Below are 25,557 nucleotides of genomic sequence, written 5' to 3' on the forward strand. Positions count from 1 at the left end.
CGCCCCGCGCGATGCGCGCGCGGGCGGTTTCAGGCGGCGGTTATTCCAACCGCCGCTTTTCTGTACCTTGGGTTCCCCCTATGGAAAAACGCGTTGTATTCGGGCACAAGACCTTGCCCTATCTGCTGCTCCTGCCGCAGTTGATCATTACCGTGGTGTTTTTCTTCCTCCCCGCCGGACAAGCCATGTGGCAGTCCATGCGCCTGGAAGATGCCTTCGGACTGTCCTCCGAGTTCGTCGGGCTGGACAACTTCATCGAATTGTTTTCCCAGCAGGCCTACCTGGATTCCTTCCGCGTGACGGCCTTCTTCTCGGTCATGGTGGCGGGCGTCGGCCTGGCCGTGTCCCTGGTGCTGGCCGTCATGGCCGACCGCGTCATCCGCGGCGCGGGGCTCTACAAGACGCTCCTCATCTGGCCCTATGCCGTCGCGCCCGCCGTGGTCGGCGTGCTCTGGCTGTTCCTGTTCTCGCCGTCCGTCGGCATCCTGGCCGTGGCCCTGCGCAAATCGGGCGTGGACTGGAATCCGCGCCTGGACGGCAACCAGGCCATGACCCTGGTGATCATCGCCGCCGTCTGGAAGCAGGTGTCGTACAACTTCCTGTTCTTCCTGGCCGGCCTGCAATCGATTCCGCGCTCGCTGATCGAAGCCGCCGCGATCGACGGCGCCAGCCCGTCGCGCCGCTTCTGGACCATCGTCTTCCCGCTGCTGTCGCCCACCACGTTCTTCCTGCTGGTGGTCAACATCATCTACGCCTTCTTCGACACCTTCGCCGTGATCGACACGACGACGCAGGGCGGCCCGGGCACGGCGACCTCCATCCTGGTCTACAAGGTGTACAGCGACGGCTTCCGCGGCCTGGATCTCGGCTCCTCCGCCGCCCAGTCCGTCGTCCTGATGTTCATTGTGGTTGCCTTGACGGTCGCGCAGTTCCGCTACGTCGACCGCAAAGTGCAGTATTGATTTTGTCCGAGGCTCATAACAATGGTTGAACGCCGTCCCTGGCTGGATATTCTGGCCCACGTCATTCTGCTCTGCGGCGTGGCGATGGTGGCATTTCCGCTTTACGTCACTTTCGTCGCGTCCACCCAGACCGCACAGGAAGTGGCGCAGGCGCCGATGTCGCTGATTCCCGGTCCGCACTTCGTGGACAACTACATGCAGGCCCTGTTCGGCGGATCGTCGGGCGGCTCGTCGGGCGCGCCCGTCGGCCGCATGATGTACGTCAGCCTGATCATGGCGCTGGCCATCTCGATCGGCAAGATCGCGATCTCGCTGCTGTCGGCCTTCGCGGTGGTCTACTTCCGCTTCCCCGGCCGCATGTTCTTTTTCTGGATGATCTTCGTCACGCTCATGTTGCCCGTCGAAGTCCGGATCGCGCCCACCTACAAGGTCGTCGCCGACCTCGGGCTGCTCAACAGCTACGCCGGCCTGACCCTGCCGCTGATCGCGTCGGCCACGGCCACGTTCCTGTTCCGCCAGTTCTTCCTGACGGTGCCGGACGAGCTGATCGAAGCCGCGCGCATCGATGGCGCCGGCCCCGTGCGCTTCTTCCGCGACGTGCTGCTGCCCCTGTCCAAGACCAGCATCGCGGCCCTGTTCGTGATCCAGTTCATCTACGGATGGAACCAGTACCTGTGGCCCCTGCTGGTCACCACCAAGGAAGACATGTATCCCGTCGTCATCGGCATCAAGCGGATGATCAGCGGCGGCGACAGCGTCACCGAATGGAACATCACGATGGCCACCGCCATGCTTGCGATGATCCCGCCGGCACTGGTCGTCATCCTGATGCAGAAATGGTTCGTCAAGGGCCTGGTCGACACTGAAAAGTGATCTTCCCCCGCCCTGGCCCACCCGAACACGACTCCGAACACGAATAACTCATGGCTACTCTCAGCTTCCGTAACGTCAAGAAAACCTACGCCGGCAACGTTCCGGTCATCCATGGCATCGACATGGACGTCAAGGACGGCGAATTCATCGTCATCGTCGGCCCGTCGGGCTGCGGCAAGTCCACGCTGATGCGCATGGTCGCGGGCCTGGAAACGGTCACCAGCGGCGACATCGTGATCGACGACAAGGTCGTCAACACCCTGGAGCCCGCCGAACGCGACATCGCGATGGTGTTCCAGAACTACGCGCTCTATCCGCACATGACCGTGTTCGAGAACATGGCCTACGGCTTGAAGATCCGCAAGTTCTCCAAGGAAGAGATCAAGAAGCGCGTCGACGCCGCCGCGCAGATCCTGGAACTGGCCCACCTGCTCGACCGCCGTCCGCGCGCCCTTTCCGGCGGCCAGCGCCAGCGCGTTGCCATGGGCCGCGCCATCGTGCGCGAACCCAAGGTGTTCCTGTTCGACGAACCGCTGTCGAACCTGGACGCCAAGCTGCGCGTGGCCATGCGCCTGGAAATCATGAAGCTGCACCGCCGCCTCGGCACCACCAGCCTGTACGTGACGCACGACCAGGTCGAGGCCATGACGCTGGCGCATCGCATGATCGTCATGTACCAGGGTGTGCCCGAGCAGATCGGCACGCCGATGGAGGTCTTCGAAAAGCCCGCCTCGACCTTCGTCGCCGGCTTCATCGGCTCGCCGCCCATGAACCTGATGGAGGTGCAGGTAGCCGGTGACGGCACGGTCCAGACCGCCGACGGCAACCACCTCGAAATCTCGCCCCTGCAGGTGCCTTCGCAGGTGCGCGGCCGCAAGGTCATCATGGGCCTGCGTCCCGAGCACATGCTGCTGAACACGCAAGGCGTGCCCGCCGAAGTCGAAATGGTCGAAACCCTGGGTTCCGAGCAGCTGGTCCACTGCCGCTGCGGCAAGAGCACGCTGGTCGTGCGCTGCACCACGCGCCAGTTGTCCGAGTCCTCGGCCAAGGTTGGCGACCGCGTCAACGTCGGCCCGGACGGCCGCCATGCCCTGCACTGGTTCGAGGCCGACACCGGCCGCCGCGTGCAAGGACTGTAACGCCGCGCGCCAGTCGCGCAAACGCAAACCGGGCCGGAAGACTAGCGCTTCCGGCCCGGTTTGTTTTCAGGCGGCAGGCCGTCGGCCCGCCACGCGGCTTACTTGTAGACGGTCTTGGAGCCGTCCTTGTGCCAGGTGAAGACGTCGAACTGGAAGTTGGTCAGGTCGCCCTGCTTGTTCCACGACACCTTGCCGATCGGCGTATCAAAGGCGTTGGCATGCAGATACTTGGCGACCTTGGTCGGGTCGTCGCTGCCCGCGCCCTTGATGCCGTCCGCGATGACCTGCGTGGCCGCGTAGGCCGTCATCTGGAAGGCGCCGCTGGCGTTGCGCTTCTTGGCTTCGAAGGCCTTCACGATGTCGGCGTTGGCGGCGTTCTGGGTGAAGTCGGCCGGCAGCGTCAGCAGCATGCCTTCGACGGCGTCGCCCGCGATGGCGTTGATGTCCGGGTTGCCCGTGCCTTCCGGACCCATCCACTTGGCTTTCACGCCCTGTTCGGCCGCCTGGCGCAGCAGAAGGCCCATTTCGGGGTGATAGCCGCCGTAGTAGACGAAGTCCACGCCCTGGCTCTTGAGCTTGGTGATGACCGCCGAGTAGTCGCTGTCGCCGGCGTTGATGCCTTCAAACACGGCGACGGTCACGCCGCCCTTCTCCAGGTCGTTCTTGACCGCCGTGGCGATGCCCTGGCCGTACGACTGCTTGTCGTGCAGCACGGCAACCTTCTTGGGCTTGATCTTTTCGAGGATGAACTTGGCGGCGGCGGGACCTTGCTGGTCGTCGCGGCCGATGGTGCGGAAGATGAACTCGTAGTTCTTGCCGTCGGTCAGCGCCGGCGACGTGGCCGACGGCGTGACCATGACCACGCCTTCGTTGTTGTAGATGTCGGCGGCGGCGATGGTGGCGCCCGAGCACACGTGGCCCACCACGAAACCGATCTTGCTGTTGACGACGCGGTTGGCGGCAACCGGACCCTGCTTGGGTTCGCAACCGTCGTCGATCACGACGGTTTCCAGCTTCTTGCCATTGATGCCGCCGGCGGCGTTGATGCGCTCGACCGCGGTATCGACCCCTTCACGGACCATATCGCCATACTGCGTGACCGCGCCCGTGGTGGGGCCGACGACGCCGATCTTGATGGTTTGGGCTTGCGCGGCCGCGCCAAACGTCAAACCAGCGGCGACGCCCAGCGCTGCGATGACCGGGGTCAGACGAAATACTGGCTTCATGAGTGGACTCCTCGAATGACTTGTAATCGTTGATTCGTCAGCCGGGCGGACTGCCGGATAGTGTTCATGGTCACGCCCCGCGACGGTGCATTTGCACGGCAAGCATACACTGAAATATCGCGCCAACCGGCCGCTCCCGGACCGGTTTTCAGGCCGTTTTATATTGCACCGCGCCATCGCCTTGGGGCCCCGCCTTATTCCGAACACCGTATATGCAAAAGACGATTAATTCGTTTGAGTTACTAAAGCGCGGCGGCATCATGTGCCGCATGAGACTCCAACCGATAATCGTCCCGGGCTGGAAAAACTCCGGCCCCGAGCACTGGCAATCCCGGTGGCAAGCCCTGCTGCCCCACGCCTGCCGCATCGAACAGAGCGACTGGGAAAATCCGCGCCCGGCCGATTGGATTTCCCGGCTGGCCGCCGGCGTCGATGACGCCCGCAGCCCGGTCCTGCTCGTCGCCCACAGCCTGGGGTGCCTGATCAGCGCCGCCCTGCCCGTGCCCTTGCGCGCCAAGGTCGCCGGCGCCCTGCTGGTGGCGCCCGCCGACGTCGAACGCCCCGACGCGCCCGACTGCCTGCGCGCTTTCGCACCCGTTGTGCGCCAGCCGCTTCCGTTCCAGAGCGTGGTGGTGGCTAGCGACGACGATCCCTATTGCGCGCTGGAACGTGCGCGGATGTTCGCGGCGGATTGGGGCAGCCGCTTGGTCGTGGTGCACGGCGCCGGCCACATCAACGCCGACAGCGGGCTCGACGACTGGCCGCAGGGCTTGAAACTGCTGGGCGCGCTGCGCCGCCGGGCGTCCTGGCGCATCCCCACGCCTGCCAAGCGCATCCCTCCCATCCCGCTGCACGGCCTGCCGTAGCGTCTGGCGCTCGCGCGGACACAAAGGCCGCCGCACAGAAAAAACCGGCCGTCGTCCCACGCAGGGATGACGGCCGGCTGTCGTGCGGAGCGCTGCGCGGATTACTGCAGCAGGCTGCGAAGCATCCAGGCGTTCTTTTCGTGCACGTCCAGGCGCTGCGTCAGCAGGTCGGCCGTGGGCTGGTCGTTGGCGGCGTCGGCCTTCTCGAAGGCGGCGCGGGCGGTCTTGGCGACCGATTCATTGCCGTCCACCAGCAGGCGCACCATTTCCAGGGCGTCCGGCACCGACTCGGGTTCGGCGATGGACGACAGCTTGGCGTATTCGCGGTACGTGCCCGGCGCGTAGTGGCCCAGGGCGCGGATGCGCTCGGCCACGCTGTCCAGCGCGTTCCATTCTTCCGTGTACTGCGTCATGAACATCAGGTGCAGCGTGTTGAACATGGGCCCCGTGACGTTCCAGTGGAAGTTGTGCGTCATCAGGTACAGCGTGTACGAATCGGCCAGCAGCTTGGACAGCTCGCCGGCGACCGCGGCGCGGTCCTTGTCCGAAATACCGATGTTGATGCGCGGAACGCTCGAGGTCTTCTTGGTGGACTTGGCCATTGCCAGCTCCTATGGGAAAAAGGACGAAATAAGGATACCACCGCAAACACGACAGAATCGCGCTGGCGGCGGCGCCGTTCTCAAACTGCCCCGCGACCTTTTGACGCGGCGCAAATGACAAGCTTCGCCGGGCGCTCGGCGCCGCGGGCGCCAATCAATCCTGCACTGCGGCCGCTTCGCCGACCAGCATCTTCACGCCCGGCAGCTCGCATTCGTAGACCGCCTGGGCCAGCGCCTCGATCGCCGCCAGCCGCGGGAAGCTGCGGCGCCAGGCCAACACGACGCGGCGCTCGGGCACATGCCCATCGAAAGGCAGATAGCGCAACAGGCTGTTGGCGGGCGGATGCTCGGGCACCGCGGTGACCGGCAGCACCGTGACGCCGATGCCGGCCGCCACCATGTGGCGGATGGTTTCCAGCGATGAACCTTCGAACGTGCGCTGGATGCCGTCGCTGGCAGCCGAAAAGCGCGACAGTTCGGGGCAGACTTCCAGCACCTGGTCGCGGAAGCAATGGCCGCTGCCCAGCAGCAGCATGGTCTGCTGCTTGAGGTCTTGCGCGTCGATCGACTTGCGCTGCGCGAGTTCATGGTCGTTGGGCACCGCCACGACGAAAGGCTCGTCGTACAAAGGCTGCATGACCAGCCCGGCTTCGGGCAGCGGCAAGGCCATGATGGCGCAGTCGATCTCGCCCTGGCGCAACAGCTCCACGAGCCGCACAGTGAAGTTTTCCTGCAGCAGCAGCGGCATCTGCGGCGTGCGTCCGATCTGCACCGGCACCAGCTTGGGCAACAGGTAAGGCCCGATGGTGTGGATGACACCCACGCGCAAGGGGCCCGCCAACGGGTCGTGGCCCTGCCGCGCGATCTCCTTGATGCTGGCGCTTTCCTCAAGCACCTTCTGCGCCTGGGCGACGATGCGCTGGCCGATGGGCGTCACCCCGACCTCGGCGCCGCCGCGCTCGAACAGCGTCACGCCCAGCTCGTCTTCCAGCTTGCGGATCGCCACCGACAGCGTCGGCTGGCTGACGAAACAGGCCTCGGCCGCGCGGCCAAAATGCCGCTCGCGCGCGACGGCGACGATGTACTTCAGTTCGGTGAGAGTCATGGTGGACTACGCCCCCGGGGTTACGCGCCGGCCCCGTGGCCGGCGCTTGCAGGATTAAGGTTCTTGGCGGGCCGCATGTCAGGTCCGCAGGAAGTCTTCGCGGCCACGCATCCAGCGCGCCAGATGCGCCTCGACCGCGGCGGGATGTTCGGCCCGCAGCCAGACCGCGGCATCGCGCGCATCTTCCGCGATCGCCGCGTCGGTTTCCAGGTCGGCAAAGCGCAGCAGCGCCATGCCCGACTGGCGCGTGCCCAGGAATTCCCCGGGGCCGCGCTGCTCCAGGTCGCGCCGGGCGATTTCAAAGCCGTCCGACGTTTCAAACATGGCGCGCAGGCGTTCGCGCGCGACTTGCGAAAGCGGCGTCTGGTAAAGCAGCACGCACACCGATTCGGCCGTGCCGCGCCCCACCCGCCCGCGCAACTGGTGCAGCTGCGCCAGTCCGAAGCGTTCGGCGTGCTCGATCACCATCAGCGAAGCATTGGGCACGTCCACCCCGACCTCGATGACGGTGGTGGCCACCAGCAGGTCTACCTCGCCGTCGCGGAACGCCTGCATCACGGCCGCCTTTTCGGCCTGCGGCAGGCGGCCATGGACCAGGCCGATGCGCAGGTCCGGCAGGTCTGTCCGCATGCCTTCGTAGGTATCCACCGCAGTCTGCAGTTCAAGGGCTTCGCTTTCCTCGACCAGCGGACAGACCCAATACGCCTGCTGCCCGCCGCGCGCGGCCTGGGCGATGTGCGCAATGACTTCCTCGCGCCGTGCGTCCGAGACCAGCTTGGTCACCACGGGGCTGCGCCCGGGCGGCAGTTCGTCGATCACGGACACGTCAAGGTCAGCGAAGAAGGTCATGGCCAGCGTGCGCGGGATGGGCGTGGCGCTCATGTTGAGCTGATGCGGCACGATGCGCCCGCGCACGGTTTCGCCCTTGCGCGTCAGCGCCAGGCGCTGTCCCACACCGAAGCGGTGCTGTTCGTCGACGATGGACAGGCCAAGACGGTGGAATTCGACATGGTCCTGGATCAGCGCCTGCGTGCCCACGACAAGCTGCACGCTGCCATCGGCGGCGGCCGCCGCGGCTTCGCGTCGGGCCTTGGCGCTGAGGCTGCCGCTGAGCCAGGCGACGTTCACGCCCAGCGGCTGCAGCCACGACACCAGCTTGCGGAAATGCTGTTCGGCCAGGATCTCGGTGGGCGCCATCAGCGCGACCTGCGCGCCGCCGGCGATGGCCTGCGCCGCCGCGATCGCCGCCACGACGGTCTTGCCGCTGCCCACGTCGCCCTGCAGCAGGCGGTGCATGGGATACGGTTTGGCCAGATCGGCGGATATTTCCTGGACGACGCGCTCCTGGGCGCCGGTCAGTTTGAAGGGTAGCGTCTCGTACAGCTTCGCGACCAGTCCGCCCGGGCGCGTCTGAACCGGCAGGGATTCCGCCTCCTTCACGCGCCGCGCCGCACGCGCGGCCGCCAGCGACAGTTGCTGCGCCAGCAGTTCGTCGAACTTGATCCGCCGCCATGCCGGATGCACGCGATCCAGCAGGGCCTGCTCGGACTCGCCCTGCGCCGGCGTGTGCAGGGCCCGGATGGCGGGTTCAAAGGGCGGCAGGTCGTAGCGCGCGCGCGCGTCGTCAGGCAGGGTGTCGGACAGGTCCGCGCGGTCGAGCGCCTGCGCAATGGCGCGGCGCAGCGTCAGTTGCGGCAGTCCTTCGGTGGTGGGATAGACGGGCGTCAGCGCCGTGGGCAGCGGCGCGTCGGCGTTGGTCATGCGCGGATGCACCATCTCGCGGCCGAACAGGCCGCCGCGCACCTCGCCGCGGGCGCGCAGGCGCTTGCCCACGGTGACCTGCTTCTGCTGGCTGGGATAAAAGTTCAGCCAGCGCAATTGCAGTTCGCCGCTGTCGTCCGCCAGTGTGGCGGTCAGCTGGCGCCGGGGCCGGTACAGGACCTCGGACTTGGTGATCTCGCCCTCCACTTGCCCGGCAAAGCCGGGACGCAGGGAGCTGATCGGGATGACGCGGGTTTCGTCTTCGTAGCGCAGCGGCAGGTGCAGCACGAAGTCCTCGGGCAGCAGCAGGCCCAGGTTACGGAGCTTGCGCTCCGTATCCGTCATCGGTTTGCCGGCGCCGTTCTTGTCGGCGCCGGTTCGCTTGGAGGCCACGGCCGCGGCCGGCATGAAGGAACGAACCCCTGGGAATGAAACGTCCGGGCGCGCCTTACAGGACCAGGATGGCCTCGACCTCGAACTGCGCGCCCTTCGGCAGGCTGGCCACGCCGATGGTGGAGCGCGCCGGGAACGGCTGAGGAATCAGCTCGGCCATGATGGCGTTGGCCGCCGTGAACTTGCCCAGGTCGGTCAGGAACAGCGTCAGCTTGACCACGTTGTCCAGCGTGCCGCCGGCCGCGGTGATCACTTCCTGCATGTTGGCGAAAGCCTGACGCACCTGGGCGTCGAAGTTTTCGGAAACCAGGTCGCCGGTGCCCGGCTCCAGGCCGATCTGGCCCGAGAGATAGACAGTCTTGGTGCCGCTGACGGCAACCGCTTGCGAGTAAGGGCCGACCGCGGCGGGCGCGGTATCGGTATGGATGATTTGCTTGCTCATGGGCGGAATCCTTCTGGTGACGGATAGAAGCTACAACTATCGAAGTTTAAACAGCAATAGACATTTGCGAAAGTGGCGGTTAGCCGTAAAGATGATCTAGGGCCAGTCCTGGGCATCCGACTGATGGCCTGCGCCGCCGATATCCCCCCGATGCGCGATCAGGAGATCCGCCAGCGCCTGCGCCGCCACCGACAGGCTCCGGCCCTTGCGCCGCACCAGATAGAGCGGCCGGGTCAGTGCGCGGCCCGCGAGCGGCACGACCCGCAGGTCGTCGCTGCGGAAATGGAAGAGCGTCATGGCGGGCACGACAGACACGCCCAGGCCGGCGCGCACCAGGCCGGTCACGGTCGCCAGGTGCTCCACTTCGAAGACCGGCAACGGCGCCTCGGCGCCGAGCGCTTCGTCCAGATGTTTGCGCACACTGCTGCCGCGCGCAAGCTGTATGACGGGATGCCGCAGGACATCGCGCAGCCGCACCCGGGCCTGCGCCGCCAGCGGATGATCGGCGCGGCACACCAGGAAATAGCGGTCGGCGTGCAGAAATTCGCTGTCCAGGTCCGTCATGTCGGGCCGGCGCGAGGCCACCGCGAAATCGACCACCCCGTTCTGCACCATGTCCAGGCAAGGGTCCAGCAAGGCATCGCGCAAGTCGAGCACGATGCCGGGGTGCGCTTCGCGGAACCGCGCCAGCAGATCGGGCAGCCACCCCGCCGCCAGCGACGGCAGCGCGGCCAGCGTCACCCGGCCGCGCCGGCCGGCCGCCAGATCGCGCAGGTCACCCATCGCCAGGTCCATGTCCACCAGCAGGCGGCGCGCGGAGGCATCCAGCGCCCGGCCTTCCGCCGTCAACTCGACGTGGCGGGTGTTGCGGTCGAACAGGCGCACGCCGGCGCTGTCCTCGAGCGACCGTATCAGCGCGCTGAAGGCCGGCTGCGTCAGGTGGCAGCGCTGCGCCGCGCGCGTGAAGTGCCTTTCATCGGCCAGAGCCACGAAAGCGCGTAATTGGCGGGAAGATAGATTCATGGCTTTTCTGGATTAATTGATCCGCTTTTTTTATTTTACGGATGATCGAGGCTTGCCTATAGTGGCCTTGAACAATTCCGTACGTGCCTGGACCGTCCATGTCTCAATCTCCCCTGCTCATAGGCTGCGCCTCCGGTTTCTCCGGCGACCGCAGCGACGGCGCCGCGGCCGTGGTGCGCACCCTCGCCGCCCAAGGCGGCGGCACGCTCATCTTCGAAACGCTGGCCGAGCGTACTCTGGCGCTGGCGCAACTGGCCCGCAATGAAGACCCGCGGCGCGGCTATGAGCCGCTGCTGGACGAACTGGTCGGCCCCATCCTGGCCGATTGCCTGCGCCATGGCATCCGCATCGTCAGCAATTTCGGCGCGGCCAATCCGCCCGCAGCCGCCCGGCGCATCGCCGAGCTGGCCCGCGAACAGGGCCTGCCCGCGCCCCGCATCGCCGTCGTGCATGGCGACGCGCTGAACACCCCCGCCCACCGCGACCTGCTGGCGCAGCGCCTGGGCCCCGCGCTGGACGGCCTGGATATCGTCAGCGCCACCGCGTACCTGGGCGCCACCGAGATCGCGCAGGCGCTGGCCGCCGGCGCCCAGATCGTGGTGGCCGGCCGCGTGGCCGACCCATCGCTGACGCTGGGACCCGCGCTGGCGCACTTCGGCTGGGACCCTGCGGACTGGCCGCGGCTGGGACGCGCCACCATGGCCGGACACATGCTGGAGTGCGGGCTGCAGGTGACGGGCGGCTACTTCTGCGTGCCGGGCCTGAAAGAAGTGCCGGACGTGCATGCCGCGGGCTTTCCGATCGCCGAAATCCAGGCCGACGGCGAATTCGTCATCGGCAAGGCGCAAGGCACGGGAGGCGCCGTCGACGCCCGCACCGTGAAGGAACAATTGCTCTACGAGGTCCACGATCCCGCGCGCTACCTGACGCCGGACGTGGTGGCCGACCTGAGCCAGGCGACTGTGGTGGAACTGGGCGGCAACCGCGTGGCCGTTCACGGCATCACCGGCCACGCCCGCCCCCCCGAACTCAAGGTGAACGTGTGCTATCGCGGCGGCTGGCTGGCCGAAGCCGAAATTTCCTATGCCGGCGTGCAGGCCGAGGCGCGCGCCCGCCTGGCCGCCGACATCGTGCAGAAGCGGCTGGGCCCGGCCTTCAGGCTGCGCGCCGACCTGATCGGCGCCATCAGCATCCTGGGCGACGACGCGGGCGAGATGCGCCAGGCCCTGCCCGACGGCCACGCCCGCGACGTGCGGCTGCGGCTGGCCGGCGAACACGCCGATCGCGCCCAGGCCGAACGCATCCTGCGCGAGGTGACCGCGCTGTATACCTGCGGCCCGGCCGGCGGCGGCGGCGTGCGCACCGCCCTGCGCCCGCGCCTGAACATGATGTCCTGCACCATCCCCCGCGAGGCCGTCGACAGCGGCTGGAACTTCCTTGAGGAAATCGCGCCATGACCCAGACTTCCGCCCCGATCGCCGTGCCGCTGTACCGGCTGGCCCACAGCCGCTCCGGGGACAAGGGCGACATCTCGAACCTCAGCCTCATCGCCTGGGACCCCGAATGCTATGACGTGCTGGCCGCACAGGTCACCGAGGCGCGCGTCGCGCAGTGGTTCGCGTACCGCCATCCCAAGCGCGTCACGCGCTACGCGCTGCCCACGCTGCATGCCATGAACTTCGTGCTTGAAGGCGTGCTGGACGGCGGCGTCAACGACGCGCTGAATCTCGACACGCACGGCAAGAGCCTGTCTTTCAGATTGCTGGACTTGACGGTGGAGGTCAGCCCCGAGCTGGCGAGCCGGCTGCCAGACATACCCGGCGACCGGCCCCCGGCCGCCTGACTTTTACACCCATAAAAAAACACCCCAGGAGACACACATGCGCATTGCTACCAAAGGCCGGCTGGCCTTGCTGCTGGCCGCCCTGCCCTTCACGGCCATGGCGCAATTCCCCGCCAAGCCCATCACGTTCATCGTGCCGTTCGCGGCGGGCAGCGCCACCGACCAGATCGGCCGGGCCATCGGCCAGGGCGTCACGGAACAGACCGGCCAGGCCGTGGTCATCGAAAACAAGCCCGGCGCCAGCGCGATGATCGGCGCCGCCGCCGGCGCGCGCGCGGCGCCGGACGGCTACACCGTGCTGATCACCACCAACACCACGCACGCCGCGAACGAACACCTGTACAAGACGCTGACCTACGATCCGGTCAAGGACTACGCGCCGCTGACGCTCCTGGGCAAGGGCGGCCAGATCATGGTCGTCAATCCGAACTCGCAAGCGAAGACCGTGGGCGATTTCCTGGCGCAGGCCAAGCAGTCGCCGGGCAAGCTCAGCTTCGGCAGCGGCAGCTCCAGCAGCCGCATCGCGGGCGAATTGCTGCAGCAGATGGCGGGCGTGCAGTTGCTGCACGTGCCGTACAAGAGCAATCCGCTGGCGGTTACCGACCTGCTGGGCGGCCAGATCGACATGATGATCACCGATACCGCCACCGGCCTGCCACAGGTCAAGTCGGGCAAGCTGCGCGCGCTGGGCGTTACCGGCCAGGCACGCTCGCCGCTGGCGCCCGACGTGCCCACCATCTCGGAGGCCGGCGTGCCGGGCTACGAAATGGGCTACTGGTTCGCCGCGTATGCGCCCGCCGGCACGCCGCCGGACGTCGTCAAGCGCCTGAACGAACTGCTGGTCAACGCCACCAAGACCAAGCCCGCGCAGCAGTTCTACGCGCAGACAGGCACCGACGCCGCCACGTCCACGCCCGACGAACTGGCCAAGTTCCAGCAGGCCGAGTCCAAGAAGTGGGGCGACATCATCAAGAAGGCCGGCATCCAGCCGGAATGACGCGCGCCGCCGGCAATACCGGCGGGCCAAAGCAAAAAACCCATCGCGCATGCGATGGGTTTTTTGTTGGATCGAGGAAGCCGCGGGCGGCTTATTTGTCCACGAAGGCGCGCTCGACCACGTAGTCGCCCGGCTGGCCCACGCCCGGGGAAACCGTGAAGCCGCGGCTGTCCAGCATGGCGCTGATGTCGGCCAGCATATGCGGGCTGCCGCAAATCATGGCGCGGTCGGTTTCGGGGTTGATCTGCGGAATGCCGATGTCGGCGCAGAGCTTGCCGTTTTCGAGCAGTTCCGTGATGCGGCCTTGGTTGCGGAAAGGCTCGCGCGTCACCGTGGGGTAATACACCAGCTTGTCGCGCACGATATCGCCGAAGAATTCGTTGTTCGGCAATTCGTTTTCGATGAAGTCGGCGTAGGCGAGCTCGCTGACCCAACGCACGCCATGCACCAGGATGACCTTGTCGAAGCGTTCGTAGACGTCCGGGTCCTTGATGATGCTCATGAAAGGCGCGAGACCCGTGCCCGTGCCGAACAGAAACAGGTGCTTGCCCGGCTTGAGATCGTCGACGACCAGCGTGCCCACGGGCTTGCGGCTGACGAGGATGGTGTCGCCTTCTTTCAGGTGCTGCAGCCGCGAGGTCAGCGGACCGTTCTGCACCTTGATGCTGAGGAATTCGAGGTTTTCTTCGTAGTTGGCGCTGGCGATGCTGTAGGCACGCAGCAGCGGCTTGCCTTCAACTTCGAGGCCGATCATCACGAAGTGGCCGTTGTGGAACCGCAAGGCCGCGTCACGCGTCGTGGTGAAGGAAAACAGGGTGTCGTTCCAGTGGTGCACGCTAAGTACGCGCTCAGTGTTGAAAGCAGCCATGTCGTATTGAGTAAAGGCGGACGGGAATCGGGCCAGAAGGTCCGGCTTGCGCCGCGAGGTCATTCCGCACCGCAGAAAAGGCGCGGGCGGCATTAGGGTTGACCCTATTCTACAGGGTCTTGATGATAACTGCTCTCATTATTCCGTAATACCCTTATGCCGTATTGATGGGGATCAACGGTCCGAACCATAGGCTTACGAGTAGTTGAACGCCGATACGCTCTCTGTTATCGTCGCACTCTCACTTGATAATCATTTTCGTTAGCAGACCGTTTTTAGCAGCAGAGCGCATTGCGCGCCACGGCTATTCTGGTTTCAGCCCTAGCTGGAGTTCCTTCATGATCAAGCGTCCCCAATTGAATTCGCTGCTTCGCGCCCTGGCGCTGGCCAGCGCCGCCGCCTTCACCGTGTCGGCCAACGCCGCCGAGGAAGTCAGCCTCTACACCACCCGGGAACCCAAGCTGATCCAGCCGCTGCTGGACGCCTTCACCAAGGAAAGTGGCATCAAGGTCAACACCGTCTTCGTCAAGGACGGCCTGCTGGAACGCGTCAAGGCCGAAGGCGCCAAGTCGCCCGCCGACGTGCTCATGACCGTGGACATCGGCAACCTGCTGGACCTGGTGGACGGCGGCGTGACGCAGTCCATCAAGTCGCAGACGCTGGAATCGGTCATCCCCGCCAACCTGCGCGGCGCCGACGGCAAGTGGTACGCGCTGTCGCTGCGCGACCGCGTGCTGTATGTGGAAAAGGACCTGAAGCTGGAATCCTTCCGCTATGAAGACCTGGCCGATCCCAAATGGAAGGGCAAGGTCTGCATCCGTTCGGGCCAGCATCCCTACAACACCGCGCTGGTGGCTTCCATGATCGCGCACGACGGCGCCGAGGCCACCGAAAAATGGCTGCGCGGCGTCAAGGCCAACCTGGCGCGCAAGGCCGCCGGCGGCGACCGCGACGTGGCGCGCGACATCCTGGGCGGCATCTGCGATATCGGCCTGGCCAATGCCTATTACGTGGGCCACATGAAGAACGCCGAGCCAGGCACCGATGCGCGCAAGTGGGGCGACGCCATCAAGGTCATCCGCCCGACCTTCGCCAACGCCAAGAGCGGCGGCACGCACGTGAACGTCAGTGGCGCGGCCGTGGCGGCCCACGCGCCGAACAAGGCCAACGCGGTCAAGCTGCTGGACTTCCTGGTGTCGGAACCGGCCCAGGCCCTGTATGCGCAGGCCAACTATGAATACCCCGTCCGCAAGGGCGTGAAGCTGGACCCCGTGATTGCCAGCTTTGGCGAACTGAAGGTCGATCCCCTGCCCCTGACCGAGATCGCCAAGCATCGCAAGCAAGCCAGCGAACTGGTCGACAAGGTCGGCTTCGACAACTGATAAGCCGCCGGACGGCCATGCCCGCGGGCATGGCGCCATCCTGCGGCCGTGACACGCGCGCGCACCGGCACCGGGGCCGGGCGTAGGGCCTGTTCCCCTTTTTCCGGGGGAACAGGCCTTGCCTTTGATGCAATCGACTTTGAAGCATGCATACAGAATCCTTGCCCCGGCCGCTGCGTCTGCGCTGGTCTGAACGGGGGACCGGCTGGCTGGCCGGGGCCGCCCTGATCGCGCTGGCCGTGCTGGCGCCGGTGTTGACGCTGGGCTGGTGGGCGCTGGGCGGCAGCCTGGCGCACTGGCAGCACCTGGCCAGCTACGTGCTGCCGCAGGCATTGGCCAACACCGCCATGCTGCTGGCCGGCGTGGGCATCGTGGTCACGCTGCTGGGCACGGGCGCCGCATGGCTGGTGACGGCCTACGACTTTCCCTCGCGCCGCATCCTCACCTGGGCGCTCTTGCTGCCGCTGGCGGTGCCCACGTACATCATCGCCTTCGCATACCTGGACCTGCTGCATCCCATCGGGCCGATCCAGACCGCGATCCGGGCGCTGCTGGGCTACGACAGCCCGCGCCAGTTCCGCCTGCCCGACCTGCGCTCGATCTACGGCGCGATCTTCGTGCTGGGCTTCGTGCTGTATCCCTATGTCTACCTGAGCACCCGCGTCATGTTCATGACGCAGGCCGCCAGCCTGCTCGAAGCGGCCCGCACGCTGGGCGCCGGCCGCGTGGCGGTGTTCTGCCGGGTCGCCCTGCCCCTCGCACGCCCGGCCATCGTCGTCGGCGTCAGCCTGGCGCTGCTGGAAACGCTGAACGACATCGGCGCGTCCGAATTCCTGGGCGTGCAGACCCTGACCGTCTCCGTCTACACCACGTGGGTCACGCGCTCGGACCTGGCGGGCGCCGCGCAGATTGCACTGACCATGCTGGCGATCGTCATCGGACTGATTCTGCTGGAACGCCATGGCCGCAAGCGCCAGCGCTATGCCAACACGCAGCGCATGCGTCCGATGCAGCCGCGCCGGCTGCACGGCATGTCCGCCCTGATCGCCGCCGTGCTGGGCTGGATTCCGGTCCTGCTCGGCTTCGCGGCGCCGGCGCTTTACCTGATCGTGGAAACCTACAAGCGCCTGCATCTGGTGGGCGGCGTTTCGGACCAGTTGGCCAGAGGCTTGAGCAACACGCTGATCGTGGCGTCCAGCGCCACGGTGGTCACGCTGCTGTGCGGCCTGGTGGTGGCCTGGGCCGGGCGGACCCTGCGCGAAAGCGCGGGGTTCAACCCCGGCCGTGCCTGCGCCCGCATCGCGAGCCTGGGCTATGCGGTGCCGGGCACCGTGCTGGCGATCGGCCTGCTGACGCCCTTTGTCTGGATCGACACCGCCGTCGCCCGGGTGTTCGGCGGCGCGGGCCTGTTCATGATGGGATCGATGGGCGCACTGGTGTGCGCCTATGCGATCCGCTTCCTGGCGATTTCGACCGGGGCGCTGGAAGCGGGCCTGGCGCGCATTCCGCCATCGCTGGAGCAGGCCTCGCGCCTGCTGGGCGAAACCTCCGCCGGCACGCTGCGCCGCGTCCATCTGCCGCTCTTACGCCCCGCGCTGGCCGCGAGCGCGCTGCTGGTGTTCGTGGACGCCATGAAGGAACTGCCCGCCACGCTGCTGCTGCGGCCCATGAACTTCGACACCCTTGCTACCTGGCTTTACGCGGAAGCCGCCCGCGGCACGTATGAGGAAGGCGCCGTGGCCGCGCTGGCGATCGTGCTGGCCGGCCTGCTGCCCGTCATCCTGCTGGCGCGCACCAATCTGAAAATGGGACATTGATCATCGTGCCCGATCTGCTAGAAATCGACCATATCTCTCTTGCCTACGACACGCCCGCGGGCCTGAAGCCCATCGTGCAGGACCTGTCGCTGGGCCTGCCCGCCGGCCACATCGGCTGCCTGCTGGGCGAGTCGGGCTGCGGCAAGACCACCGTGCTGCGCGCGATCGCCGGCTTCGAGCCCGTGCGCGCCGGCCGCATCCTGCTCGACGGCGCAGTGATTTCATCGCCGACTGAACAGGTGGCGCCGGAGCTGCGCCGCGTGGGCATGATGTTCCAGGACTACGCCCTGTTTCCGCACCTGACGGTCGCGCTGAACGTGGCCTTCGGGTTGCGCAAGCTTGCCCGCCCCGACCGCGCCCGCCGCGTCGAGGAAATGCTGGAACTGGTGGGCCTGGCGCATGCCGCCAACAGTTATCCGCATGAGATCTCCGGCGGCCAGCAGCAGCGCGTGGCGCTGGCGCGCGCGCTGGCGCCCTCGCCCGACCTGCTGCTGCTGGACGAGCCGTTCTCCAACCTGGACGTGGACACGCGCGAACGCCTGGCCTTCGAGGTGCGCGAGATCCTGAAGACCACCGGCCACACCGCGATCCTGGTGACCCACAACCAGGCCGAGGCCTTCGCGATTGCCGACCGCATCGGCGTCATGTCCAAGGGCAGGATCGCGCAGTGGGACACGCCCTACAACCTGCACCACCATCCCGCCGACACGTTCGTGCGCGACTTCATCCGCCGCGAGGCGCTGGAAGAGCAGCGCGAACAGGCGCTGGCGCGCGGTCGCTAGCCCCGTCCTGCAATGACCTTCGCCATGCGGATTGTGGCGAAATTCATACGCAAGAACGCTTAATGACGCCATTTGCGGCGCGTCCACGAGACGCGCCGCAAGTTGCGGTGATACAGTTGCGCTCCGTCGGCAAACGCGCCGCCCCCACTAGCAACCCACTTACTGCACAGGAGAAAAGAATCATGCAAAAACAAACTTCTCGCTCTGCAGGCCGCGCCTAGCTTCACCGAATCCCTTTTGCTGTAAATCCCGCAGCAACGCATTCGCACTGCCTTTGGCCCGGACCTGTCTGACAGGGCCTCCCCTTGCCGCCGCATACGCATGGCCATGACCTGTCCACGGACAGGATGGCCGCCGCATCCGCGCTTCGCCTCATCGCGTCCAACCGCGACGCGGCCGCGCGTGCGCAGGCCCATCGGGAGCACGCCCTTCCATTACCTGATCTGGAATTTCCATGGGCAATTGCATTCAACAATTGTCCGAGAGCGTGACACTCATCGCCTCGGACGACACCTGGATCGAAGGCAACGCGATCCAGCAACTACACACGACTTCCCGCCTGGCCGGCATGCGCCGCGTTGCGGGCATGCCTGACCTGCATCCCGGCCGGGGCTACCCGGTGGGCGCGGCCTTCTTCTCGCGTGAACGCCTGTATCCGGCGCTGATCGGCGGCGACATCGGCTGCGGCATGGCGCTGTGGACCACCGGCATCGACGCCAGGAAGACCGGCGCCGCCAAGCTGGAAAAGCGGCTTGGCGATATCGACGGGCCGCTGGACGAAAGCTGGCGCGACCTGGTGTCCGAACTGGCGCCTCCCGGCGTCGGCTTTCAACGCGCGCTGGGCACGATAGGCGGCGGCAATCACTTTGCCGAACTGCAGCGCATCGAGGAGATCCATGACCCGCAAGCGGTCGCGTCTCTGCGGCTGGACACTGAACAGCTCCTGCTGCTGGTGCACAGCGGCTCGCGCGGGCTGGGCGGCGCCATCCTGGCCGACCACATCGACCGCCACGGGCACGCCGGACTGCTTCAAGGCAGCGACGACTGCGCGGACTATCTCGCGCGGCACGACGCGGCCTTGCAGTTCGCCCGCGCCAACCGCGAGCTGATTGCGCGGCGCATGCTGGCGCGCCTGGGCGCAAGCGGCGAGCCGGTGCTCGACGTCGACCACAACCTGGTCACGCCCCGCGCGATCCAGGGCGAAGCAGGATGGCTGCATCGCAAGGGCGCCACGCCGTCCGACTGCGGGCTGGTGGTCATTCCGGGTTCCCGGGGCGATTTCAGCTATCTCGTCGCGCCGATTCCCAGCGAAGCCAGCCTCTATTCGCTGGCGCACGGCGCGGGCCGCAAATGGATGCGCAGCGAATGCAAGGACCGCCTCTTCAAGCGCTACAACCCCGCGCAACTGAGCCGGACACGGCTGGGCAGCCATGTCGTGTGCGAGGACAAGCACCTCATCTACGAAGAGGCGCCCGAGGCCTACAAGCCGGTCGACAGCATCATCGCCAGCCTGGAGCAGGCGGGCCTGCTGAAAGTGCTGGCCAGGCTGCGTCCCGTGCTGACCTACAAGACACGCGGGGAGTGCTGCTGATGGTGCTTTTACAGTTATCCGCCGCGCACGGACCCGACGAATGCTGCCTTGCCGTCGCCAAGGCGCAAGCCTTCCTGCTGCGCGAGGCGCAGGCCGCGAGGGTCAGCGCCGATATCCTCGAACAGGAAAGCGGCGCCCGCGCCGGCACACTGCGCTCCGTCCTGGTCAGCCTGGACGGCGACGGCGCGCAGGCCCTGGCGGCGTCCTGGGAAGGAACCATCCAGTGGGTCTGCGCAAGTCCGTACCGGCCGGCGCATCAGCGCAAGAACTGGTTCATCGGTGCATTGCGTTGTGACGCGCCCGCGCCCAGCCTGGCGGGCGAAATCCGCTTCGAGACTACCCGCTCGTCGGGGCCCGGCGGGCAGCACGTCAACAAGACGGAGTCCGCGGTCCGCGCCACCCATGTTGCCACCGGCATCACGGTCAAGGTGCAGACCGAGCGCAGCCAGCACGCCAACAAGCGCATTGCGGTGCTGCTGATCGCGCACCGCCTGGCCGGCCTGGAACAGGAGGCGCAAGCCGCCCAGCGAGCGCAGCGCAGGCAGTTCCATCACCAGGTCGAGCGAGGCAGCGCGCGGCGTGTGTTCAAGGGCCCAGCCTTCGAACCGGTCAAGGGCGGCTGATGTGCTGTCCCACGGATTCGCCGGCATGACGAAACGTGCCGGCGCATCCGTGGGCGCCCGATCAGCCCGCCGCTTGTTCCTCCACGTATCAATTCATGTTCCGCCGCGGGCGTTTATCGCCCGCGCGCCCGCTCCTATAGTTCGTCTCACTGTCTGAGCGCGCAGGCAACCCTCAAATGCCAGAACCGGAGAATTGAAATGTCCAACAAGACTGTAGTGATCACGGGCGCGTCCAGCGGTATCGGATTCGCCCTGGCCCAGGCCTACCTGCGCCGCGGCGACAACGTGGTGGGCAACGCCCGCAGCAGGGAAGGACTGGAGGCCGCGGCCGAGCGGCTGGGTCATAGTGGCCTGGGCCATGGTGGCGCGGGCCGCCCGCAAACCTTCCTGCCCGTCGCGGGCGACATCGCGCTGGCCGGCACCGCCCGCGAAATCGTGCGCCAGGCCACCGAGCGCTTCGGCAAGATCGACGTGCTGATCAACAATGCCGGGATCTTCATCCCCAAGCCCCTGGGCGAATACACCGATGAAGACCTGGACCGCATCATCGACACCAACCTGAAGGGCTTCTTTCACATCACCCAGCAGGCCGCGTCGCACATGGCCGAAAACCGCGACGGCCACATCGTCAACATCACGGCCAGCATCGCCATGCAGCCCAGCTCGCGTGTCCCGGCGTTGCTGCCGGTGCTGATCAAGGGCGGCCTGAACCATGCCACCCGGGCTCTCGCGATCGAACTGGCCGACCGGAACATCCGCGTCAACGCCGTGGCGCCCGGCATCATCGAAACCCCGATGCACGACCCGGCCACGTTCGACTTCCTGAAGTCGCTGCAGCCGGTGGGACGCCTGGGCAAGGTGGACGACATCGTCGGCGCGGTCACTTACCTTACCGATTCGGCGTTCACCACGGGCGCCATTGTTCCGGTCGACGGCGGCGCGGCCGCCGGGCACTGGTAGCATCCACTGCGGAACGCCTGCGCGGCGTTCCGCGCTTTCGGGAACCTTGCCATGTCCATCGAAGCCCGGCTGGCCGAACTCGGCCTCAGCCTTCCTCCCGCCCCGCAGCCGCTGGGCCAATACACCGCCACCAGCCAGGCCGGCGACCTGCTGTTCATCTCGGGCCAATTGCCTCTGCGCGACGGCCGCGTCGTCTGGCAAGGCCGCGTGGGCGCGGAGCTCACGCTCGACCAGGGCCTACAGGCCGCGGAGCTTGCCGCGCTGAATGTGCTGGCGCAGATCCGCCAGCATGCGGGCAGTTTCGACCGGCTGGACCACATCGTCCGCGTCGAAGGCTATGTCGCCAGCGCGCCCGGATTTTTCGATCAGCCCAAGGTCCTGGACGGCGCCTCCGGCCTGTTTGCGCGGGTGCTCGGCGACAAGGCGGGCCACGCGCGCACGGCCAATTCGGTCGCGCAGCAGCCCGGCGATGCCGCCGTCATCCTGGTGGTGATCGCGCAGCTCAAGCCTTCCTGAGGCGGCGCTCAGTCTGCCAGCTTGTCGACCAGGAAATCGACGAACGCGCGCACCCGTCGCGACAAATGCCGCGCATGTGGATACAGCAGCACGAATGGCCGGGTGCTGCCGCCATGCGACTGCAGGACTTCGGCAAGCCTGCCCTGCCGCAGGTCTTCGTCGACCACGAAACGGTAGGTCTGGAAAAGGCCCGCGCCGGCCCGCGCCAACGTGACGCCGCCCAACACATCCTCGGCCGTGCCGTAGGGGCCGTCGGTCAGGATGTCGGCGTCTTCTCCGTCGCGCCGGAAGGTCCAGGGGATCCGGCGCCCGCTGCTGGGCCGGTCGAACTGGATACAGTCGTGCGCCCCCAGGTCTTCCAGTTCCCGCGGCGTGCCGCGCCGGCGCAGATAGTCCGGCGATCCGACCACCACCAGTTCGGCGTCTTCGAGCTTGCGCGCGATCAGCGCGGAGTCGTCGGGCGCGCGCCCGCGCACCGACAGGTCGTAGCCGTCGTCGGCGAAGTCGACATTGCGGTTGCTGATATGCACCTGCACATCGACGTTGGGATATTTGTCGCGGAACGCCGGCAACAGCGGCAGCACCCGGTAATGCGCATACGGCGTGGGCAGGCTGATGCGCAGCCGCCCCGCCGCATCCTGCCCGCCGACCTGCCGCTCCGCGTCGACCAGCTGCGCGATCGCGGGCCGCACCTGCTCGAAATAGGCGCGCCCTTCATCGCTCAGGCGGATGTGCCGGGTGCTGCGCACGAACAGCCGGATGCCCAGCCGCCCCTCCAGCCGCGACACGCTGCGGCTGACGGCCGCGGGCGTGACGCCCGCGGCGTTCGCGGCGGCGGTAAAGCTGCTGAGTTCCGCCGCCAGGCAGAACATCTCGATGCTGCCCAGCTGCAGGTCGTCAAAGTGGCGGGTCATGCAGGCTCCTGCGAGTTGGCCGCGCCGACCCGCCCGTGCGGGTCAGCGTCCCAGCACATCGATGATGCGCTGCGCGATGTACTGGCCATGCGTCTCCAGCGCGAAATGGCCGGTGTCCAGCAGTTCCACGACAGCATCCGGATTATCGCGCCGATAGGCTTCGGCGCCGGGCGGAATGAAGAACGGATCGTTGCGACCCCAGATCGCCAGGGTCGGCAGCCGGGACCGGCGGAAGAATTCCTGGAACGCCGGATACAGCTTCAGATTGTTCGCGTAGTCCAGGAACAGGTCCAGCTGGATGTCCTTGTTGCCGGGCCGTTCCAGCAAGGCCGCGTCCAGCGTGTAGCTTTCGGGCGCAACGCTGTCCGGATCGGCGACGCCGTGCACGTACTGCCACTTCGTGCCCTCGAAATTGAGCACCGCGTCATGGATGACCTGGCGGTTCGCGGGGGTCGGGTCCGCCCAGTAGGCGCGGATCGGCGCCCAGGCATCGCCCAGGCCATCGAGATAGGCGTTGCCGTTCTGGGACACCAGGCCCGTGACACGTTCCGGATGCGCCAGGGCCAGCCGCAGGCCGGTGGGCGCGCCATAGTCGAAGAAGAACAGCGCGTAGCGGGTCAGGCCCAATTCATCGACAAACGCCTCGAGCGACTTGGCCAGGTTGTCGAAGGTGTAGCGGTAGTCGCGGTCGGCGGGCACTTCCGTGTAGCCGAAGCCGGGCAGATCCGGCGCGATCACCCGGAACTGGGTGGCCAGTTGCGCGATCACGTTGCGGAACTGGTGCGAGGAGCTCGGAAACCCATGCAGCAGCAGAAGCACGGGCGCTTGCGGATCGCCCGCTTCGCGGTAGAAGAAGCGCAGTCCGTCGGCGTGCGCATGGCGATAGTGGATGGCGTTGTCGGGTTGGGCGTTCATGACGATCTCCAGGATGCAGGCAAGAGGGAAACAGAGGGGGTGTCGAAGCTTCAGGAGACAGTCTACGCATTTTGAGTAACCTGTCAATAGCGTTTATACAGGTTACTTATTCTATCCTTGGCTGGAGCCTGCCGACCTTCAGGCGCCGCCGGGGTCAGCCTCGCCGACAACAAAAAGCCCGGCAGAAACCGGGCTGGAAGAGAGAACAAACAGGATCATTGCGCCTCGGGCGCGGCGTCGCCGGCTTCGCGCTGCCGGAAGGCCGCCACCTTGTGACGGTTGCCGCACAGGGCCATGCTGCACCAGCGGCGCCGGTGGGAACGCGTGCGGTCGTAGAACCACAGCGAACACGCATCGCTCTCGCATTTGCGCACCAGGCCGAAATCGCCGTGGGCAAGCAGATCAGCCGCGGCCTCCGCCGCCGGCAATAGCCACTGCGCCGCGGTCTGCGACGGATATTGGCGCGTCACCCTCACCCCGCCCTCGCCGGCCTCGAGCGCCAGATGGCTGCCCCCTGCGGCGAGCGCGCGGTTCAGCGCGGTGAGCTTGAGCGGTTCGCCGGCCTTGCGCCGCGCCACCAGTTCGCGCACGGTTTCGCGCAGGCCGCGAGCGCCTTCGAGCAGGCCCTTGGGCGCGGGGCCCTGCACGGGCGCCAGGCCGGACAACGCAAGCCAGGCCTGCACGTCCGCGTCGGACTGCCATCGATCCAGCGGACCGGCGCCGCTTTGCTCGATGGTGTTGATCATGTCCAGGGCGACGTGGTCGCCCAATTGCCGGAATTCGGGAGCTTGCGTTTCGTTCATGGTGGCCTCCGACGGCAGTGTAACCCTTAAACAGCGCCCAATAAAGTTACGCTGCCGCCCCCGAGACCGCCGCGCATCAGGCACGCGGCTGCGGCAGCGGAATGAACTCGGTTTCGTCGCCCGGGACGATCTGGTCGAAACGGTTGCGTTGCCAATCCTCTTTGGCCTGCTCGATGCGGTCCTTGCTGCTGGACACGAAGTTCCACCAGACAAAGCGCGGACCCTCCAGGGGCTCGCCGCCCAACACCGCAAAACGCGCGGCCGTCTTGGCGCGGATCTGCACGGGCTTGCCGGGTGCGAACACCACCAGGCGGCCGCTTTCGTAGGTCTGGCCCTCGATTTCCACGGTGCCTTGCGCCAGGTACGCGGCGCGCTCCTCGTGTTCGGCCGGCAGCACTGTCGTGGCGCCCGCCTGCAATTGCAGGTCGCCGTAGAACAGCGGCGACAGCGTCTTGACCGACGAGGTCTTGCCGAACAGCGACCCCGCCACTACCTGGGCACGCACGCCCTCGCCCTCCACCACCGGCTGCGCGTCCAGCCCGTAATGCGTGAAGCCCGGATCGGTTTCCTCGTGCTCCTTGGGCAGGCCCACCCAGATCTGCAGTCCACAGAGGCGCTGCGGCGCCAGGCGGCTTTCCGGCGAGGATCGTTCGGAGTGGACGATGCCGCGGCCCGCGGTCATCCAGTTCACTTCGCCCGGCAGGATGGTCTGCGTATGGCCCGCGCCGTCGCGATGGACCATGGAGCCTTCGTACAGGTAGGTGACCGTGGACAGGCCGATGTGCGGATGCGGACGCACGTCGATGCCCGCGCCCACGTCGAAGTCGGCGGGCCCCATGTGGTCCAGGAAGACAAACGGGCCGACGGTGCGGCGCTGCGCGGACGGGATCGCGCGCAGGACCGAAAACCCGCCTAGGTCGCTGGTGCGCGGCACCACAACGGTTTCAATCTGGCTTTCGCCGGCTTCGGACAGGATCGACATGGTGTAGTGCTCCGCATGAATGGGCCAGAGGCCATCTTAAGGCCTCGCGGCCCGTTGAAAGTAAAGCCGGGCGGACAAGGAATCCGCCCGGCGGCTGGCCTCAGGCCAGGTCGAACACCAGCACATCGGCGTTCTTGCCGCCCGACCGCTCGACACGGCTTTCGTCCGTGAT

Annotated in this window: 25 protein-coding genes; 14 read left to right on the plus strand and 11 right to left on the minus strand. The window is 66.7% G+C overall.

Annotated elements, in window-relative coordinates; all coding sequences use genetic code 11:
• The first annotated feature begins 80 nt into the window (after positions 1–80).
• Genes ugpA through ABE485_RS17380 form a run of 3 tightly spaced genes read left to right on the plus strand, consistent with a single transcriptional unit; the run spans position 81 to position 2,974 of the window.
• A complete protein-coding gene (ugpA, locus tag ABE485_RS17370) occupies positions 81–962 on the plus strand; it encodes a sn-glycerol-3-phosphate ABC transporter permease UgpA (protein WP_346516504.1) in 882 nt (293 codons plus the stop codon).
• 21 nt (positions 963–983) lie between these two features.
• Complete coding sequence (gene ugpE / locus ABE485_RS17375; protein WP_346516505.1) at positions 984–1,835, plus strand: sn-glycerol-3-phosphate ABC transporter permease UgpE; 852 nt, start codon at positions 984–986, stop codon at positions 1,833–1,835.
• 50 nt (positions 1,836–1,885) lie between these two features.
• Positions 1,886–2,974, plus strand: coding sequence for a sn-glycerol-3-phosphate import ATP-binding protein UgpC (locus ABE485_RS17380; protein ID WP_346516506.1), 1,089 nt, complete (start codon positions 1,886–1,888; stop codon positions 2,972–2,974).
• Between the two features lie 98 nt (positions 2,975–3,072).
• Here ABE485_RS17380 and ABE485_RS17385 read toward each other — a convergent pair whose 3' ends face one another.
• The gene (locus ABE485_RS17385) at positions 3,073–4,200 is read right to left on the minus strand and encodes a branched-chain amino acid ABC transporter substrate-binding protein (RefSeq protein ID WP_346516507.1); all 1,128 of its coding nucleotides are present in this window, start codon (positions 4,198–4,200) and stop codon (positions 3,073–3,075) included.
• 269 nt (positions 4,201–4,469) lie between these two features.
• Between ABE485_RS17385 and ABE485_RS17390 the strand changes: the two genes are divergently transcribed.
• Entirely contained in the window at positions 4,470–5,066 is a 597-nt protein-coding gene (locus ABE485_RS17390) for an RBBP9/YdeN family alpha/beta hydrolase (RefSeq protein WP_346516508.1), read from the plus strand.
• A gap of 101 nt (positions 5,067–5,167) precedes the next feature.
• Here the strand turns inward: ABE485_RS17390 and ABE485_RS17395 are convergent, their stop codons facing one another.
• From ABE485_RS17395 to ABE485_RS17415, 5 genes are all read right to left on the minus strand, one after another.
• Entirely contained in the window at positions 5,168–5,668 is a 501-nt protein-coding gene (locus ABE485_RS17395) for a Dps family protein (protein ID WP_346516509.1), read from the minus strand.
• Positions 5,669–5,822: 154 nt separating this feature from the next.
• Positions 5,823–6,773 (minus strand): LysR substrate-binding domain-containing protein, encoded by a 951-nt coding sequence (locus ABE485_RS17400; protein ID WP_346516510.1) that lies wholly within the window; start codon positions 6,771–6,773, stop codon positions 5,823–5,825.
• Positions 6,774–6,851: 78 nt separating this feature from the next.
• Positions 6,852–8,942 carry an ATP-dependent DNA helicase RecG gene (recG, locus tag ABE485_RS17405; protein WP_346516511.1) on the minus strand — a complete coding sequence of 697 codons (2,091 nt, stop codon included), beginning with the start codon at positions 8,940–8,942 and terminating at the stop codon, positions 6,852–6,854.
• A 40-nt stretch (positions 8,943–8,982) separates the two neighbouring features.
• Entirely contained in the window at positions 8,983–9,369 is a 387-nt protein-coding gene (locus ABE485_RS17410; RefSeq protein WP_008165751.1) for a Rid family detoxifying hydrolase, read from the minus strand.
• Positions 9,370–9,465: 96 nt separating this feature from the next.
• Complete coding sequence (locus ABE485_RS17415) at positions 9,466–10,392, minus strand: LysR family transcriptional regulator (protein WP_346516512.1); 927 nt, start codon at positions 10,390–10,392, stop codon at positions 9,466–9,468.
• A 98-nt stretch (positions 10,393–10,490) separates the two neighbouring features.
• Here ABE485_RS17415 and ABE485_RS17420 point away from each other — a divergent pair, with 98 nt between their 5' ends.
• The 3 genes from ABE485_RS17420 to ABE485_RS17430 are packed head-to-tail and all read left to right on the plus strand — an operon-like array spanning position 10,491 to position 13,232.
• Positions 10,491–11,849: an acyclic terpene utilization AtuA family protein gene (locus tag ABE485_RS17420; RefSeq protein ID WP_346516513.1), complete on the plus strand. Its 1,359-nt coding sequence runs from the start codon at positions 10,491–10,493 to the stop codon at positions 11,847–11,849.
• Positions 11,846–12,235, plus strand: a complete 390-nt coding sequence (locus ABE485_RS17425) for an AtuA-related protein (RefSeq protein ID WP_346516514.1) — start codon at positions 11,846–11,848, stop codon at positions 12,233–12,235. Before ABE485_RS17420 ends, ABE485_RS17425 begins: the two co-directional genes overlap by 4 nt.
• A 37-nt stretch (positions 12,236–12,272) precedes the next feature.
• On the plus strand, positions 12,273–13,232 hold the full coding sequence (locus ABE485_RS17430; protein ID WP_346516515.1) for a Bug family tripartite tricarboxylate transporter substrate binding protein: 960 nt from the start codon (positions 12,273–12,275) through the stop codon (positions 13,230–13,232).
• Between the two features lie 91 nt (positions 13,233–13,323).
• Here the strand turns inward: ABE485_RS17430 and ABE485_RS17435 are convergent, their stop codons facing one another.
• Positions 13,324–14,100 (minus strand): ferredoxin--NADP reductase, encoded by a 777-nt coding sequence (locus tag ABE485_RS17435; protein ID WP_346516516.1) that lies wholly within the window; start codon positions 14,098–14,100, stop codon positions 13,324–13,326.
• Between the two features lie 338 nt (positions 14,101–14,438).
• Between ABE485_RS17435 and ABE485_RS17440 the strand changes: the two genes are divergently transcribed.
• The 7 genes from ABE485_RS17440 (at position 14,439) to ABE485_RS17470 (ending at position 21,771) form a co-directional block, all read left to right on the plus strand.
• Positions 14,439–15,482: a Fe(3+) ABC transporter substrate-binding protein gene (locus ABE485_RS17440; protein ID WP_346516517.1), complete on the plus strand. Its 1,044-nt coding sequence runs from the start codon at positions 14,439–14,441 to the stop codon at positions 15,480–15,482.
• A 146-nt stretch (positions 15,483–15,628) separates the two neighbouring features.
• Positions 15,629–17,299 carry an ABC transporter permease gene (locus ABE485_RS17445; RefSeq protein WP_346516518.1) on the plus strand — a complete coding sequence of 557 codons (1,671 nt, stop codon included), beginning with the start codon at positions 15,629–15,631 and terminating at the stop codon, positions 17,297–17,299.
• Positions 17,300–17,304: 5 nt separating this feature from the next.
• On the plus strand, positions 17,305–18,081 hold the full coding sequence (locus ABE485_RS17450) for an ABC transporter ATP-binding protein (RefSeq protein WP_346516519.1): 777 nt from the start codon (positions 17,305–17,307) through the stop codon (positions 18,079–18,081).
• Positions 18,082–18,535: 454 nt separating this feature from the next.
• The gene (locus ABE485_RS17455; protein WP_346516520.1) at positions 18,536–19,672 is read left to right on the plus strand and encodes an RNA ligase RtcB family protein; all 1,137 of its coding nucleotides are present in this window, start codon (positions 18,536–18,538) and stop codon (positions 19,670–19,672) included.
• Positions 19,672–20,295, plus strand: a complete 624-nt coding sequence (gene prfH / locus ABE485_RS17460; protein ID WP_346516521.1) for a peptide chain release factor H — start codon at positions 19,672–19,674, stop codon at positions 20,293–20,295. The genes ABE485_RS17455 and prfH overlap by 1 nt, the downstream gene beginning before the upstream one ends.
• A 198-nt stretch (positions 20,296–20,493) precedes the next feature.
• Entirely contained in the window at positions 20,494–21,255 is a 762-nt protein-coding gene (locus ABE485_RS17465) for an SDR family NAD(P)-dependent oxidoreductase (protein WP_346516522.1), read from the plus strand.
• Positions 21,256–21,306: 51 nt separating this feature from the next.
• On the plus strand, positions 21,307–21,771 hold the full coding sequence (locus ABE485_RS17470; RefSeq protein WP_346516523.1) for a RidA family protein: 465 nt from the start codon (positions 21,307–21,309) through the stop codon (positions 21,769–21,771).
• 8 nt (positions 21,772–21,779) lie between these two features.
• On the opposite strand, the gene ABE485_RS17475 is transcribed toward ABE485_RS17470, so the two are convergent.
• From ABE485_RS17475 to ABE485_RS17490, 4 genes are all read right to left on the minus strand, one after another.
• Positions 21,780–22,685: a LysR family transcriptional regulator gene (locus ABE485_RS17475; RefSeq protein ID WP_346516524.1), complete on the minus strand. Its 906-nt coding sequence runs from the start codon at positions 22,683–22,685 to the stop codon at positions 21,780–21,782.
• 42 nt (positions 22,686–22,727) lie between these two features.
• Entirely contained in the window at positions 22,728–23,600 is an 873-nt protein-coding gene (locus ABE485_RS17480) for an alpha/beta fold hydrolase (RefSeq protein ID WP_346516525.1), read from the minus strand.
• A gap of 215 nt (positions 23,601–23,815) precedes the next feature.
• Positions 23,816–24,403 carry a CGNR zinc finger domain-containing protein gene (locus ABE485_RS17485; RefSeq protein ID WP_346516526.1) on the minus strand — a complete coding sequence of 196 codons (588 nt, stop codon included), beginning with the start codon at positions 24,401–24,403 and terminating at the stop codon, positions 23,816–23,818.
• A gap of 76 nt (positions 24,404–24,479) precedes the next feature.
• Positions 24,480–25,385, minus strand: a complete 906-nt coding sequence (locus ABE485_RS17490) for a pirin family protein (protein ID WP_346516527.1) — start codon at positions 25,383–25,385, stop codon at positions 24,480–24,482.
• Between the last annotated feature and the right edge of the window lie 172 nt (positions 25,386–25,557).

The sequence above is a fragment of the Achromobacter spanius genome (genome assembly GCF_039673305.1).
GTDB lineage: Bacteria > Pseudomonadota > Gammaproteobacteria > Burkholderiales > Burkholderiaceae_B > Achromobacter > Achromobacter spanius_F.

Bases quoted from the DNA above. Each gene is read 5' to 3' on its own strand.
- ABE485_RS17435 (WP_346516516.1), bottom strand. From the start codon at position 14,100: ATGGCTGCTTTCAACACTGAGCGCGTACTTAGCGTGCACCACTGGAAC.
- recG (WP_346516511.1), bottom strand. From the start codon at position 8,942: ATGCCGGCCGCGGCCGTGGCCTCCAAGCGAACCGGCGCCGACAAGAAC.
- ABE485_RS17420 (WP_346516513.1), top strand. From the start codon at position 10,491: ATGTCTCAATCTCCCCTGCTCATAGGCTGCGCCTCCGGTTTCTCCGGC.
- ugpE (WP_346516505.1), top strand. From the start codon at position 984: ATGGTTGAACGCCGTCCCTGGCTGGATATTCTGGCCCACGTCATTCTG.
- ABE485_RS17430 (WP_346516515.1), top strand. From the start codon at position 12,273: ATGCGCATTGCTACCAAAGGCCGGCTGGCCTTGCTGCTGGCCGCCCTG.
- ABE485_RS17480 (WP_346516525.1), bottom strand. From the start codon at position 23,600: ATGAACGCCCAACCCGACAACGCCATCCACTATCGCCATGCGCACGCC.
- ABE485_RS17385 (WP_346516507.1), bottom strand. From the start codon at position 4,200: ATGAAGCCAGTATTTCGTCTGACCCCGGTCATCGCAGCGCTGGGCGTC.
- ABE485_RS17470 (WP_346516523.1), top strand. From the start codon at position 21,307: ATGTCCATCGAAGCCCGGCTGGCCGAACTCGGCCTCAGCCTTCCTCCC.
- ABE485_RS17475 (WP_346516524.1), bottom strand. From the start codon at position 22,685: ATGACCCGCCACTTTGACGACCTGCAGCTGGGCAGCATCGAGATGTTC.
- ABE485_RS17380 (WP_346516506.1), top strand. From the start codon at position 1,886: ATGGCTACTCTCAGCTTCCGTAACGTCAAGAAAACCTACGCCGGCAAC.
- ABE485_RS17455 (WP_346516520.1), top strand. From the start codon at position 18,536: ATGGGCAATTGCATTCAACAATTGTCCGAGAGCGTGACACTCATCGCC.
- ugpA (WP_346516504.1), top strand. From the start codon at position 81: ATGGAAAAACGCGTTGTATTCGGGCACAAGACCTTGCCCTATCTGCTG.
- ABE485_RS17490 (WP_346516527.1), bottom strand. From the start codon at position 25,385: ATGTCGATCCTGTCCGAAGCCGGCGAAAGCCAGATTGAAACCGTTGTG.
- prfH (WP_346516521.1), top strand. From the start codon at position 19,672: ATGGTGCTTTTACAGTTATCCGCCGCGCACGGACCCGACGAATGCTGC.
- ABE485_RS17395 (WP_346516509.1), bottom strand. From the start codon at position 5,668: ATGGCCAAGTCCACCAAGAAGACCTCGAGCGTTCCGCGCATCAACATC.
- ABE485_RS17390 (WP_346516508.1), top strand. From the start codon at position 4,470: ATGAGACTCCAACCGATAATCGTCCCGGGCTGGAAAAACTCCGGCCCC.
- ABE485_RS17465 (WP_346516522.1), top strand. From the start codon at position 20,494: ATGTCCAACAAGACTGTAGTGATCACGGGCGCGTCCAGCGGTATCGGA.
- ABE485_RS17485 (WP_346516526.1), bottom strand. From the start codon at position 24,403: ATGAACGAAACGCAAGCTCCCGAATTCCGGCAATTGGGCGACCACGTC.
- ABE485_RS17410 (WP_008165751.1), bottom strand. From the start codon at position 9,369: ATGAGCAAGCAAATCATCCATACCGATACCGCGCCCGCCGCGGTCGGC.
- ABE485_RS17400 (WP_346516510.1), bottom strand. From the start codon at position 6,773: ATGACTCTCACCGAACTGAAGTACATCGTCGCCGTCGCGCGCGAGCGG.
- ABE485_RS17425 (WP_346516514.1), top strand. From the start codon at position 11,846: ATGACCCAGACTTCCGCCCCGATCGCCGTGCCGCTGTACCGGCTGGCC.
- ABE485_RS17415 (WP_346516512.1), bottom strand. From the start codon at position 10,392: ATGAATCTATCTTCCCGCCAATTACGCGCTTTCGTGGCTCTGGCCGAT.
- ABE485_RS17440 (WP_346516517.1), top strand. From the start codon at position 14,439: ATGATCAAGCGTCCCCAATTGAATTCGCTGCTTCGCGCCCTGGCGCTG.
- ABE485_RS17445 (WP_346516518.1), top strand. From the start codon at position 15,629: ATGCATACAGAATCCTTGCCCCGGCCGCTGCGTCTGCGCTGGTCTGAA.